The sequence below is a fragment of the Nocardia sp. NPDC050412 genome (assembly GCF_044458825.1).
Lineage (GTDB): Bacteria > Actinomycetota > Actinomycetes > Mycobacteriales > Mycobacteriaceae > Nocardia.
This window is the reverse complement of record NZ_JBITIJ010000012.1, coordinates 49,422-66,589: the sequence shown is the minus strand read 5'-3', so window position 1 is coordinate 66,589 and position 17,168 is coordinate 49,422. Positions and strand designations below refer to the sequence as shown.

At 65.8% G+C, this 17,168-nt stretch carries 19 protein-coding genes; 16 read left to right on the top strand and 3 right to left on the bottom strand.

Annotated elements, in window-relative coordinates:
- Positions 1 to 5: 5 nt before the first annotated feature.
- A complete protein-coding gene (locus ACIBI6_RS29790; RefSeq protein WP_396958564.1) occupies positions 6 to 1,313 on the bottom strand; it encodes a bifunctional o-acetylhomoserine/o-acetylserine sulfhydrylase in 1,308 nt (435 codons plus the stop codon).
- A 159-nt stretch (positions 1,314 to 1,472) separates the two neighbouring features.
- On the opposite strand from ACIBI6_RS29790, the gene ACIBI6_RS29785 reads away from it, so the two are divergent.
- From ACIBI6_RS29785 to ACIBI6_RS29725, 13 genes are all read left to right on the top strand, one after another.
- Complete coding sequence (locus ACIBI6_RS29785; protein ID WP_396958563.1) at positions 1,473 to 2,105, top strand: TetR/AcrR family transcriptional regulator; 633 nt, start codon at positions 1,473 to 1,475, stop codon at positions 2,103 to 2,105.
- Between the two features lie 463 nt (positions 2,106 to 2,568).
- Complete coding sequence (locus ACIBI6_RS29780) at positions 2,569 to 3,063, top strand: YbhB/YbcL family Raf kinase inhibitor-like protein (RefSeq protein WP_364345591.1); 495 nt, start codon at positions 2,569 to 2,571, stop codon at positions 3,061 to 3,063.
- Positions 3,064 to 3,192: 129 nt separating this feature from the next.
- The gene (locus ACIBI6_RS29775; RefSeq protein ID WP_396958562.1) at positions 3,193 to 3,513 is read left to right on the top strand and encodes a hypothetical protein; all 321 of its coding nucleotides are present in this window, start codon (positions 3,193 to 3,195) and stop codon (positions 3,511 to 3,513) included.
- Between the two features lie 350 nt (positions 3,514 to 3,863).
- The gene (locus ACIBI6_RS29770; protein WP_396958561.1) at positions 3,864 to 4,133 is read left to right on the top strand and encodes a hypothetical protein; all 270 of its coding nucleotides are present in this window, start codon (positions 3,864 to 3,866) and stop codon (positions 4,131 to 4,133) included.
- A gap of 36 nt (positions 4,134 to 4,169) precedes the next feature.
- Positions 4,170 to 4,991, top strand: coding sequence for a CoA-transferase (locus ACIBI6_RS29765; RefSeq protein ID WP_364345597.1), 822 nt, complete (start codon positions 4,170 to 4,172; stop codon positions 4,989 to 4,991).
- Positions 4,988 to 5,770 carry a CoA-transferase subunit beta gene (locus ACIBI6_RS29760; RefSeq protein WP_396958560.1) on the top strand — a complete coding sequence of 261 codons (783 nt, stop codon included), beginning with the start codon at positions 4,988 to 4,990 and terminating at the stop codon, positions 5,768 to 5,770. The genes ACIBI6_RS29765 and ACIBI6_RS29760 overlap by 4 nt, the downstream gene beginning before the upstream one ends.
- Positions 5,767 to 6,948, top strand: coding sequence for a thiolase family protein (locus ACIBI6_RS29755; protein WP_396958559.1), 1,182 nt, complete (start codon positions 5,767 to 5,769; stop codon positions 6,946 to 6,948). The genes ACIBI6_RS29760 and ACIBI6_RS29755 overlap by 4 nt, the downstream gene beginning before the upstream one ends.
- Positions 6,945 to 7,667, top strand: a complete 723-nt coding sequence (pcaH, locus tag ACIBI6_RS29750) for a protocatechuate 3,4-dioxygenase subunit beta (RefSeq protein WP_396958558.1) — start codon at positions 6,945 to 6,947, stop codon at positions 7,665 to 7,667. The genes ACIBI6_RS29755 and pcaH overlap by 4 nt, the downstream gene beginning before the upstream one ends.
- Positions 7,660 to 8,202 (top strand): protocatechuate 3,4-dioxygenase subunit alpha, encoded by a 543-nt coding sequence (gene pcaG / locus ACIBI6_RS29745; RefSeq protein ID WP_396958557.1) that lies wholly within the window; start codon positions 7,660 to 7,662, stop codon positions 8,200 to 8,202. Before pcaH ends, pcaG begins: the two co-directional genes overlap by 8 nt.
- Entirely contained in the window at positions 8,195 to 9,547 is a 1,353-nt protein-coding gene (gene pcaB / locus ACIBI6_RS29740) for a 3-carboxy-cis,cis-muconate cycloisomerase (protein WP_364345607.1), read from the top strand. Before pcaG ends, pcaB begins: the two co-directional genes overlap by 8 nt.
- Before the next feature lie 230 nt (positions 9,548 to 9,777).
- Positions 9,778 to 10,554, top strand: coding sequence for a 3-oxoadipate enol-lactonase (gene pcaD / locus ACIBI6_RS29735; protein ID WP_396958556.1), 777 nt, complete (start codon positions 9,778 to 9,780; stop codon positions 10,552 to 10,554).
- Positions 10,551 to 10,937, top strand: coding sequence for a 4-carboxymuconolactone decarboxylase (gene pcaC / locus ACIBI6_RS29730; protein ID WP_364345611.1), 387 nt, complete (start codon positions 10,551 to 10,553; stop codon positions 10,935 to 10,937). The genes pcaD and pcaC overlap by 4 nt, the downstream gene beginning before the upstream one ends.
- Before the next feature lie 22 nt (positions 10,938 to 10,959).
- A complete protein-coding gene (locus ACIBI6_RS29725; protein ID WP_364345613.1) occupies positions 10,960 to 11,769 on the top strand; it encodes an IclR family transcriptional regulator C-terminal domain-containing protein in 810 nt (269 codons plus the stop codon).
- Here the strand turns inward: ACIBI6_RS29725 and ACIBI6_RS29720 are convergent.
- Positions 11,753 to 12,673 (bottom strand): LysR family transcriptional regulator, encoded by a 921-nt coding sequence (locus ACIBI6_RS29720; RefSeq protein WP_396958555.1) that lies wholly within the window; start codon positions 12,671 to 12,673, stop codon positions 11,753 to 11,755. The two genes, ACIBI6_RS29725 and ACIBI6_RS29720, sit on opposite strands and share 17 nt — an antisense overlap.
- Positions 12,674 to 12,797: 124 nt before the next feature.
- On the opposite strand from ACIBI6_RS29720, the gene ACIBI6_RS29715 reads away from it, so the two are divergent.
- From ACIBI6_RS29715 to xylA, 3 genes are read left to right on the top strand one after another with little or no spacing between them, the layout of a single operon-like run.
- Positions 12,798 to 14,018 carry an MFS transporter gene (locus ACIBI6_RS29715; RefSeq protein ID WP_396958554.1) on the top strand — a complete coding sequence of 407 codons (1,221 nt, stop codon included), beginning with the start codon at positions 12,798 to 12,800 and terminating at the stop codon, positions 14,016 to 14,018.
- Positions 14,015 to 15,190: a 4-hydroxybenzoate 3-monooxygenase gene (locus ACIBI6_RS29710; protein ID WP_364345619.1), complete on the top strand. Its 1,176-nt coding sequence runs from the start codon at positions 14,015 to 14,017 to the stop codon at positions 15,188 to 15,190. The genes ACIBI6_RS29715 and ACIBI6_RS29710 overlap by 4 nt, the downstream gene beginning before the upstream one ends.
- A 19-nt stretch (positions 15,191 to 15,209) precedes the next feature.
- Complete coding sequence (xylA, locus tag ACIBI6_RS29705) at positions 15,210 to 16,388, top strand: xylose isomerase (RefSeq protein ID WP_364345622.1); 1,179 nt, start codon at positions 15,210 to 15,212, stop codon at positions 16,386 to 16,388.
- 217 nt (positions 16,389 to 16,605) lie between these two features.
- Here xylA and ACIBI6_RS29700 read toward each other — a convergent pair whose 3' ends face one another.
- Positions 16,606 to 17,139 (bottom strand): DUF3145 domain-containing protein, encoded by a 534-nt coding sequence (locus ACIBI6_RS29700; protein ID WP_364345624.1) that lies wholly within the window; start codon positions 17,137 to 17,139, stop codon positions 16,606 to 16,608.
- Positions 17,140 to 17,168: the final 29 nt, after the last annotated feature.

Here is a 17,168-nt window from a genome sequence, read left to right as displayed (position 1 = left end):
CTCGACTACTGAGCGGCCGCGAATCCGGCGCGCAGATCGGCGAGGATATCGTCGATACCCTCGATGCCGACCGCGAGACGGACCAGGCCCGGGGTGACACCGGCCGCCAACTGCTCTTCCGGAGTCAGCTGGGAATGGGTGGTCGAGGCCGGATGGATCACCAGCGAACGCACATCGCCGATATTGGCCACATGGCTGTGCAGCTTCAGCGCCTCGACGAAACGCTTACCCACATCGACCCCACCGGCCAATTCGAAGCCGATCACCGCGCCGACGCCCTTGGGAGCGAGCGTGCGGCCGCGCTCGTACCACGGGGAGGACGGCAGCCCGGCGTAGGACACCGAGGTCACCTCCGAACGCGCCGCGAGGAAGTCCGCGACTGCCTCGGCGTTCTGCACATGCCGCTCGATCCGCAGACTCAGCGTCTCCAGACCCTGGCTGATCAGGAAGGCGTTGAACGGCGAGACTGCCGAACCGAGATCACGCAGTAGTTGCACCCTGGCCTTGAGGGCGTAGGCGGGAGCGCCGAGGTCGGCGTACACCACGCCGTGGTAGCTCGGGTCCGGTGTGGTGAAACCGGGGAAGCGGCCACCGGTCCAATCGAAGGTACCGCCGTCGACGATCACGCCCGCGATGGCCGCACCGTGGCCGCCCAAATACTTTGTCGCCGAATGCACCACGATATCGGCGCCATGGGCCAGCGGCTGAATCAGGTACGGCGTCGCGACGGTGTTGTCGAGAATCAGCGGAACGCCCGCGGCATGGGCGACTTCGGCGATACCGGGAATGTCGAAGATATGGTTCTGCGGGTTGGAGATCGTTTCGCCGTACAGCGCCTTGGTATTCGGCCGGATCGCCGCGCGCCACTGGTCCAGATCATCCGGATCATCGACAAAGCTGACCTCGATGCCCAGTTTCGGCAGCGAGTAGCGGAACAGGTTGTAGGTGCCGCCGTATAGCCGTGGGCTGGACACAATGTGATCGCCCGCACCGGCGATATTCAGGATCGCGAACGTCTCCGCGGCCTGCCCGGAGGCCAGCAGCAGCGCCGCGACACCGCCCTCCAATGCCGCGATGCGCTGTTCCACGGCATCCTGGGTCGGGTTCATGATGCGGGTGTAGATATTGCCCGGTTCGGCGAGACCGAACAGCGCCGCAGCATGCGCGGTATCCCGGAAGGTGTAGGAAGTGGTCTGGTAGATCGGCAGCGCGCGGGCATTGGTCGTACCGTCCGGCACCTGTCCGACGTGGATCTGCTTGGTCTCGAAGCTCCAGTCGGCGCTCGGGTCCTGGGTCTGGTCGCTGGTCGTCACATCAACGGACACTAAGAAGCGCCCGGCATGGTGTCGAGAATTACATTCAGCCGGAACCGAATCCAGGCTCCGGTCAGCGCCGGAAACACGGCCGCAATCGACTCTGATTCTTTTATCAGATACGATTCTGATAACGGAATCGAGGGGAAGGAGGGCATAGTGACAGGTGTGGTGGGCAACCGCATCGACAGGCGGCGCGAGCGGACGCGCAATGCGCTGCTCGGGGCGGCGCGGAAGTTCCTGTCGGAGGGGCGATCCGCGGTGAGCATCCAGGAAATCACCGATGCGGCCGATGTCGGATTCGGCTCGTTCTACAACCACTTCCAATCCAAAGAGCAGTTGTTCGACGAGGCCGTGCGGTCGGTGCTGCAGATCTACAGCGAGATGCGCGACGAGATCGTCGCCATGTACGACGACCCCGCCGAGGTATTCGCGGTGAGCTTCCGGATGACCGGACGGCTGCAGCGCCAGATCCCGGAGGGTGTGCGGGTGATCCTGAATTCCGGTACGTCGGTGCTGCTGCGCGACGAGGGCCTGGGCCCACGCGCCCGACGCGACATCATAGCCGCACAGGAGGCGGGCCGGTTCGAGCCGATGGACCCGGATATGGCGCTGATGGCCGCGGGCGGGGCACTGCTGGGACTGCTGCAACTATTGGATGCCCGACCCGAGGCCGATGCCGGGGCACTCACCGACGAAATGACCCTGCATGTGCTGCGGATGTTCGGCATGAACAAGCGCAGCGCGCAGAAGCTGGTATCCAGTGAATTGCCGCCGCAACCCCAGCTGTGATCAGCCGTTGACCGCGGCGGCCAGTCGCGGCAGCTGCCGCAGTGGATTATGGTGTTCGACCTCCATGCGCTGATCGGCGTCGAAGATATCGCTGAGCCCGGGTGCGGGATCATGTGAACCGCTCTGCCGGGGCGTGAGCGCGCTGAAGGGCCGCGGAGCCGAAGACGATGCGATCGCGGTTGGTCACTGCGAGCACCCCGGCCATGGCGGCGGCCGAACCACTGAGTGCTCGCCCGTTACCTCGGCGACGACTTCGACGAACTCGAAAGCCGCTACGCCACCGCGATCAGCGACCTGCGCGAACCCCAACTGAGACCGGATCGCGGAGTCCGGGTAGCCACGGTTTAGCAGACAGTCGAGTGGCAACCCGCACAGTGACGCTGCTCGGCGAGTACGAGGATCAGCGCGGACCTCGGCTCTCCGGGCGCTTCGAACCAGCAAGCCCGTCGAGCGGAGGAAAACGATGCCGAATCCCACCAGCCACCAGAACGACGTGCGACGGACGCCGGTGCGCGCGGAGCTGCACAGTGCCGCATTCACCGACCACTCGACAATTCCGGACCGCTACTCCTACGACGGCGGCAATGTCGCTCCGCCGCTCGAGTGGAGCGGTATCCCCGGTGACGCCGCGGAGATCGTCCTGCTGTGCGAGGACGAGGACGCGCCGGGCGGGCCGTTCACCCATTGGCTGCTGACCGGCATCGCGCCGACCGCGACCAGTATCCGGGCGGAGGCGCCACCGCCCAGGGCCGTCGCGGGTCCCAATGACTTCGGTGAAGTCGGCTGGAGTGGTCCGCGACCACCGGTCGGCGACCAGGCGCACCGGTACTTCTTCCGGCTATACGCCTTGGACCGATCGGCCGGGTTCACCAAGGACACCACGGCCGACGTGGTCCGGCAGGCCATCACGAACCACGTCATCGCGAGCGGCACCCTGGTCGGCCTCTTCGCCGCCTGATCGGCCCGCGCAGCCCTACGCCGCGATCGCCTCGGCGCGCAGGCGCGAATAGTCCTCGCGCGACAGCGGGGCCGCATCCGGTCTTCGAGCGAGATGCGGAATGTCTCGCGCGCGGAAGATGCGGCGGTCATGGCGCTGCCGAATGTGAAGGCACCGATGAGCGCAACGTTCGACTCGGGCAGCGCGACGATCCGAAGATGGTGGTGGGCATTCATCAGCGCCATGCAGATCACGCTCTCCAGCACGACCTGCACGATCGGTGAGGCGCGGCCTCCTGCTGCGCCTGCTCGGCCTCGAATGCCGGTGTTTCGTCCGCCCGGCGCGGCTCAGATAACCGGCGAACCGCACAACGACGCTGAGCAGGAACGGAATTCGCCAAGCCGACGATTGGAACGCGTCATCGGGGCTACAGCGCCGACATCGACAAAGGCTGCGGCGGCGAGGATTTAACCGGCCGGCACACCTTGCGGCCGTGCCGGTCACCGAGCACGAATGCGCCGAGCGGCCGGGCAACACAGGATCGCACGGCATCGGCACCGCAGTTCTTTCTCGGATCGAGGGACGTCAGTTGTGCGCCAAGAGGCGCGCCCGATGCGCGCTCGTACGAACCCGGTGCGTTGACCGCGCCGCAGTCGGGGTTTCCGCGCTCACTGAACCACCTCGATTCGCTGGAGAAATGCCAGGTCGAAGCCGCTCCACCATGCCAACGATCGATATATAGGACTTGAGTCGCCTTCGGATTCGCCCTACGATGTTCGCATGACAACCAGTTGTACGGAATGCGCACAAAGCGAGGTGTGATGAAGGCGGCTACCGTGGCCGCGCCCGAGCGGATCGCGCGGCAGCCCGACTCGGTCTACCGGCCGGGTGATGCCTTGGTGCGCATGCTCGGCGTCGGCCATGTGCGGTTCGGATCCGGCGGCCATCGAGAGGTCCCGGGCTGCCGTGGATCGTCGGCCGCGAAGTGCGATCGTGCCGAGCCGGGTGCCGCAGGCCAGTTCGCGCTCGGCGACGCCGATCGCGCCTGGATGTGGTCCACCCCGGGCAAATGCTGGATTCGGCTCGGGTGATCAGCGGCATTTCCACAATTTCGAATAAGGAGTGAGATGGCCAGGATTACCTCCTTGGCGGATGCGGTCGGCGAACTCGTTCGCGACGGCGATACGGTCGCGCTCGAAGGGTTCACACATCTGATCCCGGTGGCCGCCGGGCAGGAGATCATTCGCCAGCGCAAGCGGGATCTGACGCTGGTGCGGATGACGCCGGATATCGTCTACGACCAGCTGATCGGGGCCGGTTGCGCCCGCAAGCTGATCTTTTCTTGGGGCGGTAACCCCGGCGTCGGCTCGCTGCACCGGTTCCGCGACGCGGTACAGCAGGCCTGGCCCGCAGCGGTGGAGATCGAGGAGCACAGCCACGCGGGGATGGCGAACCGCTATGTCGCGGGAGCGTCCGGATTGCCGTTCGCCGTGCTGCGCGGATACGTCGGCACCGATCTGCCGACGGTCACCGACACCATCAAACCGATCACCTGTCCGTTCACCGGTGAACAGCTGACGGCGGTTCCGGCGATAAATCCCGATGTCACGGTCATCCACGCCCAGCGTGCCGATCGTGCCGGAAATGTGCAGCTGTGGGGGCTACTTGGGGTACAGAAGGAGGCACTGCTCGCCGCGCGCCGCAGCCTGGTCACGGTCGAGGAGATCGTCGACGAACTGACTCCGGTGCCCGGCGCGATCGTACTGCCCGCGTGGGCGGTGACCGCGGTCGCGCAGGTGCCCGGCGGCGCGCATCCGTCCTATGCGCAGGGCTATTCCGAACGGGACAACGACTATTACGCGGCCTGGGACGCGATCAGCCGAGACCGTGACAGCTTCACCCACTGGCTCGACGAGCACGTGCACACCGCCACCACGGAGACAGTATGACCATCGCCGAAACCCGCACCGCCACAATGGAAAAGGCATATACCGCAGACGAGATGATGACGATCGCCGCCGCCAGGGCACTCGAAGCGGGCAAGCGGTGCTTCGTCGGGATCGGGCTACCGTCGACGGCCGCCAATCTCGCACGCAATACCCATGCGCCCGATCTGGTCCTCATCTACGAATCCGGCACACTGGGTTCGAAACCGGATCGGCTGCCCGCTTCCATCGGTGACGGCGTGCTGGCCGAGACCGCCGACGCCGTGATCAGCGTGCCGGAGATCTTCAACTACTGGCTGCAGCCGGGTCGCATCGATGTCGGATTCCTCGGGGCAGCACAGCTGGATAAATACGGCAATATCAACACCACCGTCATCGGCGGTGACTACACCAATCCCAAGGTCCGACTGCCGGGAGCGGGTGGCGCGCCCGAGATCGCCGCCTCGTGTGGTGAAGTGTTCGTCGTCATGCGCCAGTCGCGCCGCTCCTTCGTCGACAAGGTCGACTTCATCACCTCCTTCGGGCACGGTCGCGGTAACGGCGAGCGCGCGCGACTCGGCCTGCGCGGCGCGGGTCCGACCCTGGTGATCACCGACCTCGCAGTGATGCGACCCGACGACACCGGCGAGTTGATCCTCGTCGCCGTTCATCCGGGAGTGAACGTCGAGCAGGTCCGCGATGCCACCGGCTGGCAGCTGCGGGTCGCGGCGGATCTCGAGATCAGCGAACCCCCGACAGCCATGGAACTCACCACCCTGCGGGCATTGAAAGCTGCATCATGACCAGCGCATTTCTGTACGACGGTATTCGCACCCCGTTCGGCAAGTACGGCGGGGCGCTGAGCGGTATCCGGCCCGATGACCTCGCCGCCTCCGTGCTGAGATCGCTCGCCGACCGCAGCGATCTGGATCCCGCGACGGTGGACGAGATCGTCTTCGGGGCGGCCAACCAGGCGGGCGAGGATAATCGCAATGTGGCACGCATGGCAGCGCTGCTGGCGGATTGGCCCACCTCGGTACCCGGCACGACGGTGAACCGGCTGTGCGGGTCGAGTATGGACGCCGCGATGCAGGCCGCCCGGATGATCGAAACCGGCGATGCGGCAACGGTTGTCGTCGGCGGCGTCGAATCGATGAGCCGCGCGCCGATGGTTATGTCCAAGCCCGCCAAGGCATTTCCCGCTGGCAACGAAACACTGCACTCCACCACATTGGGTTGGCGGCTGGTGAATCCGGCGATGCCCGCGCGGTGGACGGTGTCCTTGGGCGAGAGCACCGAAATCCTCGCGGGCCGCTACGGAATCGAGCGCGCGGCGCAGGACGAATTCGCCGCGCGCAGCCATCAGCTCGCCGCGAAGGCCTGGGACAACGGCTTCTTCGACGATCATGTCGTTGCCGTCCCCGGCACCGATCTGGCCCGCGACGAGTCGCTGCGGCCGGAAACGACCGTCGAACGGTTGGCGGTGTTGAAACCGTCGTTCCGGCCGGATGGCACCGTCACCGCCGGAAATGCCTCACCGCTGAACGACGGCGCATCCGCCCTATTGCTCGGCGACGAACAACTGGCCGATCGACTCGGCCACGCACCCCTGGCGCGGATCGCGGGACGCGGTGCGGCCGGAGTCGATCCGGATGTCTTCGGCATCGGCCCGGTCGAAGCGGCGCGAATCGCCCTGCGGCGCGCGGGAATCGGCTGGGACGATCTCGGCGTAGTCGAATTGAACGAGGCCTTCGCCGCGCAATCGCTTGCCTGCCTTGCCGATTGGCCGGAACTGGATCCCGCCATCGTCAATGTCAACGGTGGCGCGATAGCGATCGGTCACCCGCTCGGCGCATCCGGGGGACGCGTCATCAACCAACTCGCCCGCGAAATGCGGCGTAGCGGCAGCCGGTGGGGACTTGCCGCATTATGTATCGGCGTCGGCCAGGGTCTGGCCGTTGTCCTGGAGGCGACATCATGAAAACCCGTGCGCTGCAAGGCTATCGAAGGGACCCGGCGGACACCCACCCGCCGCTGGACTCCCCGGACTACAAGTCGACCGCCCTGCGCCATCCGAAAGAGCCGCTGGTGCTGCTGCCACAGCGGCTGACCGAACTCACCGGTCCGGTACTCGGCGCGGACCGGATCGCCGAAACGGATAACGACCTGACCGCGCAACACCGGGCACAACCGCTCGGACAGCGCATTATCGTGCACGGCCGACTGCTCGACGGTGACAGCAAGCCGGTCCCGAACTCCCTGATCGAGATATGGCAGGCCAATGCCGGTGGCAGATACCGGCACGACCGGGGCGCGTGGGACTGCCCGCTGGATCCCAACTTCGACGGCGTCGGGCGCACTATTACCGATGCCGCGGGCCGCTACGAGTTCACCACAATCAAGCCCGGCGCTTATCCGTGGCGCAACCACCACAATGCCTGGCGGCCCGCACACATCCACTTTTCACTGTTCGGGCGCGCCTTCGCCCAACGGTTGGTCACCCAGATGTATTTTCCGGACGATCCGCTGTTCGCTCAGGACCCCATTTTCAACTCGGTGCCCGAGGCCGCTCGCCCACTGCTGATCAGCCGCTTCGATCTCGACCGCAGCGAACCCGAGCGGGCGCTGGCCTTCGAGTTCGACATCGTATTGCGCGGCCGCGATGGCACGCCTTTCGAGGACGACGAGGACGATGACTGATCTGCCCACCACGCCTTCACAGACCGTCGGCCCCTACCTGCACATCGGACTCACATGGGACGACGGCCCCTACGCCGTACCGCTGGGAACACCGGGAGCCGGGTGGGTTCGGGGCCGGGTGCTCGACGGCGTCGGCGAGCCGCTCGATGACGCCATGGTCGAGATCTGGCAAGCCGACCCGGACGGGCATATCGCGCATCCGGATGACGGCCGCGGTGTCCGCGAAAACTTCCGCGGATTCGCACGCAGCGACACTCGAGCGGGCGAATTCGCGGTCTACACCGTTGTTCCCGGCGCGCTCGGCGATGGGCAGGCCCCGCATATCGACGTCTCGGTATTCGCCCGTGGTCTGCTGCATCGAGTGATCACCCGCATCTACTTCCCCCAGCACGCCGATCAGCACGCGAGCGATCCGGTGCTGACCGCGGTGCCACCGGAGCGGCGCGGCACCTTGATCGCCGCGAACGGTCCCGACGGCTATGTTTTCGATGTGTACCTCCAGGGTGAGCGCGAGACGGTGTTCTTCGATGTCTGACGGGTTGTTCGACGGTGTGCTCGCGGCCGGTCCGGTCGCGGCGCAGGTCGGCGACCGGGCGTGGGTGCAGGCCATGCTCCACTTCGAAGGCGCGCTGGCGGCCGCCTCAGCCGCCGCAGGAGCCATTCCACCCGAGGCCGCTGCCGCGATCGAAAGCTGTTGCGATGCAGATGATTACGATATCGCGGAGCTCGGCGCGCAGGCTGTCGGCATCGGTAATCCGGCCGGGCCGCTGGTGCGGGCACTCACCGCTCGTGTCGCGGGCGATGCGGCCGGATATGTACACCTCGGCGCGACCAGCCAGGACGTGGTCGATACCGCTGCCATGCTGGTGACGCGGCGGGCACTGACCGTGCTCGATGACGACCTGCGCACGTGCGCCGCCCGCCTGGCACACCTCGCCGAAATCCACGCCGACACCGTGCTGGCCGGGCGCAGCCTGCTCCAGCAGGGACCGCCGGTCACCTTTGGGCTGACCACGGCGGGCTGGCTCGGCGGTATCGGCGCGGCGCGCGATCGGCTCGACGACATCCGGCGGCATCGCTTGGCGGTGCAGTTCGGCGGGGCGGTCGGCACGCTCGCTTCCTTGGGCGACAACGGGATTGCCGTTCTGAGCGGACTCGCGCGCCACCTCGGACTGGCCGAACCGGCCTTACCATGGCATACCGAGCGCGGCCGCATCGCCGAGATCGCGGGGGCGCTCGGCCAGACCTGCGCGGCGGCGGCCAAGATCGCCCGCGATATCACTCTGCTAGCGCAGACCGAGGTCGCGGAGGTCTACGAGGAGGGCCCGGCGGGTACCGGCGGCTCCTCGACCATGCCGCATAAACGCAACCCGGTCGCCGCCGTCCTGGCCGCCGGATCCGCAGGGCAAGCACCAGGATTGGTTGCCGCACTGCTCGGCGCGGTCCCCCACGAACATCAGCGTGCGGCGGGCTCGTGGCATGCGGAATGGCGGCCGTACATCGAATTGCTGCGCACCACCGGTTCCGCGGTGCATTGGCTGCGAATCAGCCTCGAGCGACTTCGAGTCGAGCCACAGCGCATGCGCGCCAACCTCGACCTCACCGGCGGCCTGGCGCTCGCGGAAAACGTTGTGACCGAATTGGTTTCGACCTCGCACGGTGCGGTCGGCAGGCACACGGCAGGCGATGCCGTCGCGCAGTGCTGCCAGGCGGCCCTTACCGGCGAAGGCTCTCTCACTGATCTGCTCGCCGCCGATCCGGTGGTCGGGAAGTATCTGGACCGAGCTCGAATCGAGAGACTGCTCGACCCCACGCAGTACCTGGGGTCCACCCGCGAGTTCATCGAACGGGCACTCGCCGATTGGCGATCGCGGTCATGAGCAATCCAATCAACGGATGTGCCATACAGAACCCGAGCGCCAGGGAGGCGAAGGTATGACCGTGGTCGAGATGCACTGCCTAACGAACGGTCCCGATGACTGCGGACCGCTCGCACTCTGTGGCAGCCAGCTGATTCGGCAGGCGCAGTCGTGAGCGAGCGCAGCGAGCGAACAAACAACACAGCCGCCAAGGCGGTCACGACGGAGCCGAGCGCCAGCGAGGCGCAGTCGTGACCGCCGTCGAGGTGAACTGCGTCGTCGACGGTCCCGACGACGGCGAACCCGTCGTGCTGAGCGGATCACTCGGCAGCGACGTGCGGATGTGGGATCCGCAGGTCACCGCGCTGACCGCCGCCGGGTACCGGGTACTGCGCTACGACCACCGCGGACACGGAGCATCCCCGGTACCCCCCGGCCCGTACACGCTGACGGATCTGGGCTCCGATGTGATCGGGCTGCTCGACCGATTCGGCATCGGACGAGCGCATTTCGTCGGACTCTCACTCGGCGGCATGGTCGGCATGTGGCTCGGCGAGCACGCACCTGACCGCGTGCGCACACTCACCCTGTGCTGCACCTCCGCCGAACTGGGCCCGCCCAGCGGTTGGGCCGAGCGTGCAAATTTGGTCAGAAGCCAAGGGACACAGGCAGTTTCACACGCGGTCGTACAGCGCTGGTTCACCCCGCGATGGCGCGCGGACCACCCGGACCGCATCCACTATTACGAGGACATGGTCGCCGCCACCAACCCTGACGGTTACGCATCCTGTTGCGCGGCAATCGAAACGATGAATATCGCCGACCGGCTGTCATCGATCACCGCACCCAGCCTCGTAATCGCCGGTACCCAGGACGCGGCCACCCCACCGGAGCACGGACAGCGCATCGCGCGCGCGATCGCGCACGCCCGCCTCGAAATCGTCAGCCCAGGCGCACATCTGGCCAGCGCCGAGGCACCGGAGGCGATCAACGATCTGATTCTCGCTCACCTGAAGGAGAACGCATGACAGAACGAGCCGATAGCGGCATGGCGGTCCGGCGTGAAGTGCTCGGCGATGATCACGTCGATCGCGCCGTCGCCAGGACCACCGAATTCACCAGGCCGTTCCAGGAATACATCACCGAGTCGGTATGGGGTTCGATCTGGACCCGCGAGGGCCTGGACCGACGCACCCGCAGCTGCGTTACCCTTGCGGTGCTCACCGCCCTCGGGCGGCACGAGGAGATCGCGATGCATGTGCGCGCCGCGATCACCAACGGTCTCACCGCCGCCGAGATCGCCGAAGTACTGCTGCACACCGGCGCCTACGCCGGCGTGCCCGCCGCCAATGCGGCCTTCGCGATCGGGCAGCAGGTGCTGGCCGAACTCGGGGACGATACCGCCCTGTAGCGCCCTGTCGAGGAGGACGACGATGACGACCGGCGGTAACGACGACGACGGCCGGCGCGGCACCCATTATGTGCAGTCGCTCGAACGCGGCCTCGCGGTCATCAAGGCATTCGACGCCGAGAACCCGCAGCTGACGCTCTCCGATGTCGCGCGCCTGACCGGGCTCACTCGCGCCGCCGCACGCCGATTCTTGTTGACCCTCGCCGATCTCGGCTATGTCCGCACCGACGGCAAACGCTTCTCGCTCACCGCCAAGGTGCTCGAGCTGGGCTATTCGTATCTGTCGAGCATGAGCCTGTCCGAGGTGGCCCAACCGCACCTCGAACAGCTCTCCGCCGACGTGCACGAATCCAGCTCGGTATCGGTGCTCGACGGTCCTGATGTCGTCTACGTAGCCCGCGTCGCGGCATCCCGGATCATGACCGTCAGCATCAATATCGGCACCCGTTTCCCCGCCTACGCCACCTCCATGGGCCATGTCCTGCTGGCCGGACTCCCGGCGGCTGAACTCGACACTTACCTGGCGCGCACCGCACTGACCCGACTGACCGCCAACACCATCACCGATCAGGACACCTTGCGTTCTGACTTGGAAACGGTTCGCGCACAGGGCTTTTCCATTGTCGACCAGGAATTGGAGGAAGGTCTGCGGTCGGTCGCCGCCCCCATCCGGGACCGCTCGGGTGTGATCGCCGCGATCAATATTTCCACGCACGCCTCCCGCCGCAGCATCGAATCCATTCGGGCCGAACTGATTCCGCGCCTGCAAACGGCCGCCCGCCGAATCGAAGCGGATCTGACCGCCGCGAAACCGATTACGCGACTGGGCTGACCGACGGCAGATTCGCCAGCGCCGCCCGAACCACCTCGAGGAACCAGCCCTGAGCCGCTGTGCGACCAGGTGCGCGCCGGGTATAGGCCGCGACCTCCACTGGCTCGATCGGCCACGGCAGGGTGAATACCCGCACGGGATGGGTTCGCGCCAACGCATGCGCCACCCGTTCGGGGACGATGGCGACCAACTCACTGTCCTGCACCACATAGGGCAGGGTGGCGAATCGAGTGACGCGCACGGCGACGCGATCTCCGAGATGGTGCTCGCGCAGCGCCTTGCGCGGACCGGAGTGGCCCGTCACGCCTTCGACGACGATATGCCGCTCACCATCCAGTTCGGCTTCGGTGGGTGCATCACCACGCAACCGAGGGTGATGCGCCGCGACCAGCCCCGCATAGCCCTCGGTGAACAGTGGCGTCCGTGTCAGCCGAGTCGAGTCGAGTATCGGACTGGCCACCATCGCGTCGACCTCGCCGCGGGCGAGCCGGTCGGTTGCGGTATCCACATCGAACGCCTCTACCTGCAATGTGACCTGCGGTGCCCGCACCGCGAGTTCCGCGAGCACCAACGGCAGCACCGTCACCTCGCCGAGATCGGACAGTCCGAGCCTGAAGCGGACCGGTCCGATCGGATCGAATTCGGTTGCGGCACCAAGTGTTTCATCGATGCCCGTGATGGCCGCGCGTAGCGGCGGATACAGCCGCTCGGCCTCCGCACTCGGCACGAGACCACCCGGACCGCGCACGAATAGTTCATCGCGCAGCCGCCGCCGCATCTTGCCGAGCCCGTAGCTGACCGTCGGCTGGGTGACCCCGAGCAGATCGGCGGCGGCGGTGACACTCCTGGTCTCGTAAAGCAGCACAAATGTGCGCACCAGGTTCAGATCGAACTCGGATGCCATAGATCTCCTCTATGTGGATCGAGAAAAATATCAATTGGATTTCTGATTGCCGGTCATTCTAGCGTGAGAGCCATCACAATCAGGGCCCGCTATGACCGGCCCGAATCTGCAGAAACGAATCATCATGAACAAGCTGTCGCCGTGGCCGGCCGCGCTGTGCTGGCTCATCGTCCTGCTCGAGGGCTACGACCTGGTCGTGCTCGGCGCCGTCATCCCCACCCTGATCGAGCACCACCACATCGGATTCACCGCGGCCGGTGCGACTTTCGTCGCGACGATCTCGCTGGTCGGGGTCGCCATCGGCGCGGCGGGCGGGCCGCTGGCCGACCGGTACGGACGCCGCAAGGTCCTGCTCGCCTCGATCGCCTTGTTCTCGGCGTTCACCGCGGCCGTCCCGGCGGCCGGATCCGTCACCGTTTTCGGCATCTTCCGCTTGTTGGCCGGGATCGGGCTCGGTGCATGTCTGCCGACAGCGCTGACCTTCATTGCCGAGCAGGTGCCCGCCGCCCGCCGCGCCTTCGCCAGCACCATCACCATGACCGGTTATCACACCGGCGCGGTGATCAGCTCGCTCATCGCGCTGCAACTCGTTCCGCACTGGCAGCCGCTGTTCTACCTCGGCGGCATCGCCGGATTCCTGCTGCTGCCGCTGATCTGGGCCGAACTGCCCGAATCCGAGGCATATCTGGCCGCCCAGGCCACGCCCGAACGGGTCCGGCCGACCATCCTGCTGACACCACGCTATCTGCGGACGACGCTCGGGGTGTGGGTCGCTTCGTTCATGGGTCTGCTGCTGGTCTACGGACTCAACACCTGGCTGCCGAAGCTGATGCGCGACGCCGGATACAACATGTCGACCTCATTGACTCTATTGCTGGTGCTGAATATCGGTGCGGTCATCGGGTTGCTCGTCGCCGGAACCCTCGCGGACCGCCGTGGCACGAAACCGATTGTCCTCGTTTGGTTCGCGGCCGCCGCGGTACTGCTGGCGCTGCTGAGCATCAAGGTTTCCAGCACCGTGCTGCTCGATGCATTAGTCCTGGTCACCGGCATCTTCGTATTCTCGGCTCAGGTACTCGTCTACGCCTATGTCACGCAGGCATATCCGGCCGAGGTGCGGGCCACCGCACTCGGCCTCACCTCGGGTGTGGGTCGGCTCGGCGCGATCTTCGGTCCGACCATTACCGGCTGGCTCATCGTCGCCGGATCGGCATACCCGTGGGGTTTCTACTTTTTCGCCGCGGTAGCAGGTGTCGGCATGCTCGCGATGGCCACGGTAACCCGGCTGCGCATTCGATCGGCGGAACCCGCCACCCTCGACACTTCGAAGAGGTTCGCGCTATGACAAATACGCGCACCCAGGTCGCGATTGTCGGCGCGGGTCCGGCGGGTCTGCTGCTGTCACATCTGTTGCACCGCTGCGGAATCGACTCTGTCGTGATCGATATCCGCACGCACGAGGAGATCGCGACCACCATTCGCGCGGGCATCCTCGAGGCGGGTTCGGTGCGCATGCTGGTGGATTCCAACGTCTGCGATCGCGTGCTCACCGAAGGCGACCGACACGACGGTGTGGTGCTGCGCTTCGACGGTGACAACCACCGGATCGATTTCCGGGAACTGGTCGGCGAATCCGTGTGGCTGTATCCGCAGACCGAGGTATTCATCGACCTCGCCGACCGCCGCAAGACCGATGGTGGCGATGTCCGCTATGGCGTCCGGGATACCGCGGTCTCCACCGATCCTGCGGTAGTGACGTTCGCCGAGGCGGACGGCCGCCCGGCCCGACTGGAGGCCGATCTGATCGTCGGGGCCGATGGTTCACGTTCGATCTGCCGTCACGCCTTTCCGGATGGCCTGCGCACCGAATGGTTTCGGGAATATCCCTTCGCCTGGTTCGGCTTCCTCACCGAGGCGCCACAATCACATCCGGAGCTGATCTACGCGCGCTCCGAACAAGGTTTCGCCCTGGTCAGCCAGCGCACGTCGACGATGCAGCGGATGTATTTCCAATGTGCGCCCACCGAGCGCGCCGAAGACTGGGATGACGAGCGGATCTGGGCCGAAATGCGCAGCCGCGTCAATGGCAATGGTTTCGCACTGCAAGAGGGCCCGATCAGCGGAAAGACGGTGCTACCGTTCCGCTCGTTCGTCACCGCGCCGATGCGCCACGGCAGACTCCTACTGGCGGGCGATGCCGCCCACACCGTCCCGCCGACTGGCGCGAAAGGTTTGAATCTCGCACTCGCGGACGTACGCGTGCTGCACGAAGTCCTCGTCGACTACTTCGCCGGGGGTGGCGAGAAATCCTTGCGGCATTACACCGATCGCGCACTCGCGCGAGTGTGGAAGGCACAGCACTTCTCCTACTGGGTGACGACCCTCCTGCACTCGATCGACGGCGCGTCACCCTTCGACATCGAGCGCCAACACGGGGAACTCGCGATGCTCACCGGATCCCACCGCGGCGCGGCATACTTCGCTGAGGGGTACACCGGAAGCTGGGGCCCGTCGTAGACACACCTGGAGGCATCGCGTGACCCGTCAACCCACCACCGACGACAAATTCTCCTTCGGGCTGTGGACGGTCGGTTGGACGGGGACCGACCCGTTCGGCCTGCCGACCCGACCGACACTCGCACCGTGGGAGTACGCCGAACGCCTGGCCGAACTCGGCGTCTGGGGAATCACCTTCCACGACAACGACGTATTCCCGTTCGATGCCGACGACGCCACCAAGGAGCGCAACCTCACGCGCCTCAAAGACGCGACCGATCGCTGCGGTCTCACCATCGAGATGGTCACGACCAACACCTTCACACATCCGATCTTCAAGGACGGCGGGCTGACCGCCAACGACCGCTCGATCCGCCGCTTCGGTCTGCGCAAAGTCCTGCGCGCAGTAGATCTGGCCGCACAGGTCGGCGCCACCACCTTCGTAATGTGGGGCGGGCGCGAGGGCAGCGAGTACGACGGATCCAAGGACATCTTCGCCGCGTTCGAACGCTACAAAGAGGGTTTGGATACCGTCGCCGGATATATCAAGTCACAGGGTTACGATCTGCGAATCGCGTTGGAGCCCAAGCCCAATGAGCCGCGCGGCGATATCTTCCTGCCCACCGTCGGGCACGCACTTGCCCTCATCGCCGAATTGGAGCACGGCGATATCGTCGGCCTCAACCCGGAGACCGGGCACGAACAGATGGCCAACCTCAACTACACGCACGCCCTCGGCCAGGCATTGTGGAGCGGCAAGCTGTTCCACATCGACCTCAATGGCCAACGCGGTCTCAAATACGACCAGGACCTGGTCTTCGGACACGGCGATCTGATCTCCGCATTCTTCACCGTCGATCTGCTGGAAAACGGTTTCCCGGGCTATCCGGACGGCCCGCGCTACACCGGACCACGGCACTTCGACTACAAGCCCTCGCGCACCGAACATCTCACCGGCGTATGGGAATCGGCCAAGGCTTGTATGGCGACCTATCTGATGCTGGCGGACAAGGCATGTGCCTTCCGCGCCGATTCCCGGGTGCAGGAGGCAATGGCCTACTCCGGCGTCCTCGACCTTGCGCAACCCACCCTCGACAACGGCGAATCGATCGAGGCATTCCTGCGTGACGACGACGGTTTCGACCCGGATAAGACCGCCGAACGAGACTTCGGTTTCGTCCGACTACAACAACTCGCACTCGAGCACCTGATCGGGTGACAGGCACACAACGGAGTCGCATATCGGATTTCCCGGGTCCGCTGACCGGCGACATCCGTCAGACCGCCGCGCGATCCTCGCCGCGACCGAGGGGTTACGGCCATTTCGATTTCGGACCGAGCTCGGGGTTATCCCCATGTCGGCCAACGGCGGCTCCTAATTGCACCGAAAGTGGTTGGTAGAGAGGGCGGTTGCACACTCGACCGCAAGTGTGCGATCAGCCCACGTCGCGGCGCAGCCAGGTCACCTCGGCGCCGGATTCGGTGCCGTAGCGGTAGATCTCGAGATCTTCGTCCCACGGGGTGCCCAGTGCACGGTCGAGCTCGGTAGCCAGGTCGTAGCCGGTGTAGTTGCCGAGTTCGCGGTTGGCCTGCAGCATGGCGCGCAGACGCATTTCGCCGACGGTGACATCGCCGTTGGCGGAGGTGGAGCCGTGCCAGAGGCCGAGGGTCGGGACGAAGCTGTAGCGCTCACCGTCGACGCCGTCGCTGGGGTCCTCGGTGACTTCGAAGCGCAGCACCGGCCAGGACCGCAAGGATTGGGCAATTCGCGATGCGGTGCCGACCGGACCGATCCAGTCGGTGGTCGCGCGCAGCTGACCGTCGGCGGGTTGTGCGGTCCAGCGCAATTTCGCGGGTGAGCCGAGGGCCGAGGTGAGTGCCCATTCGATATGTGGGCACAGCGCAGCCGGCGATGAGTGGATATAGACCACACCCGCCGTCGCGTCGGCGAACTGACTCGATGCGCGCACCACTGACACCTCCAGCAATCGACGAGAAA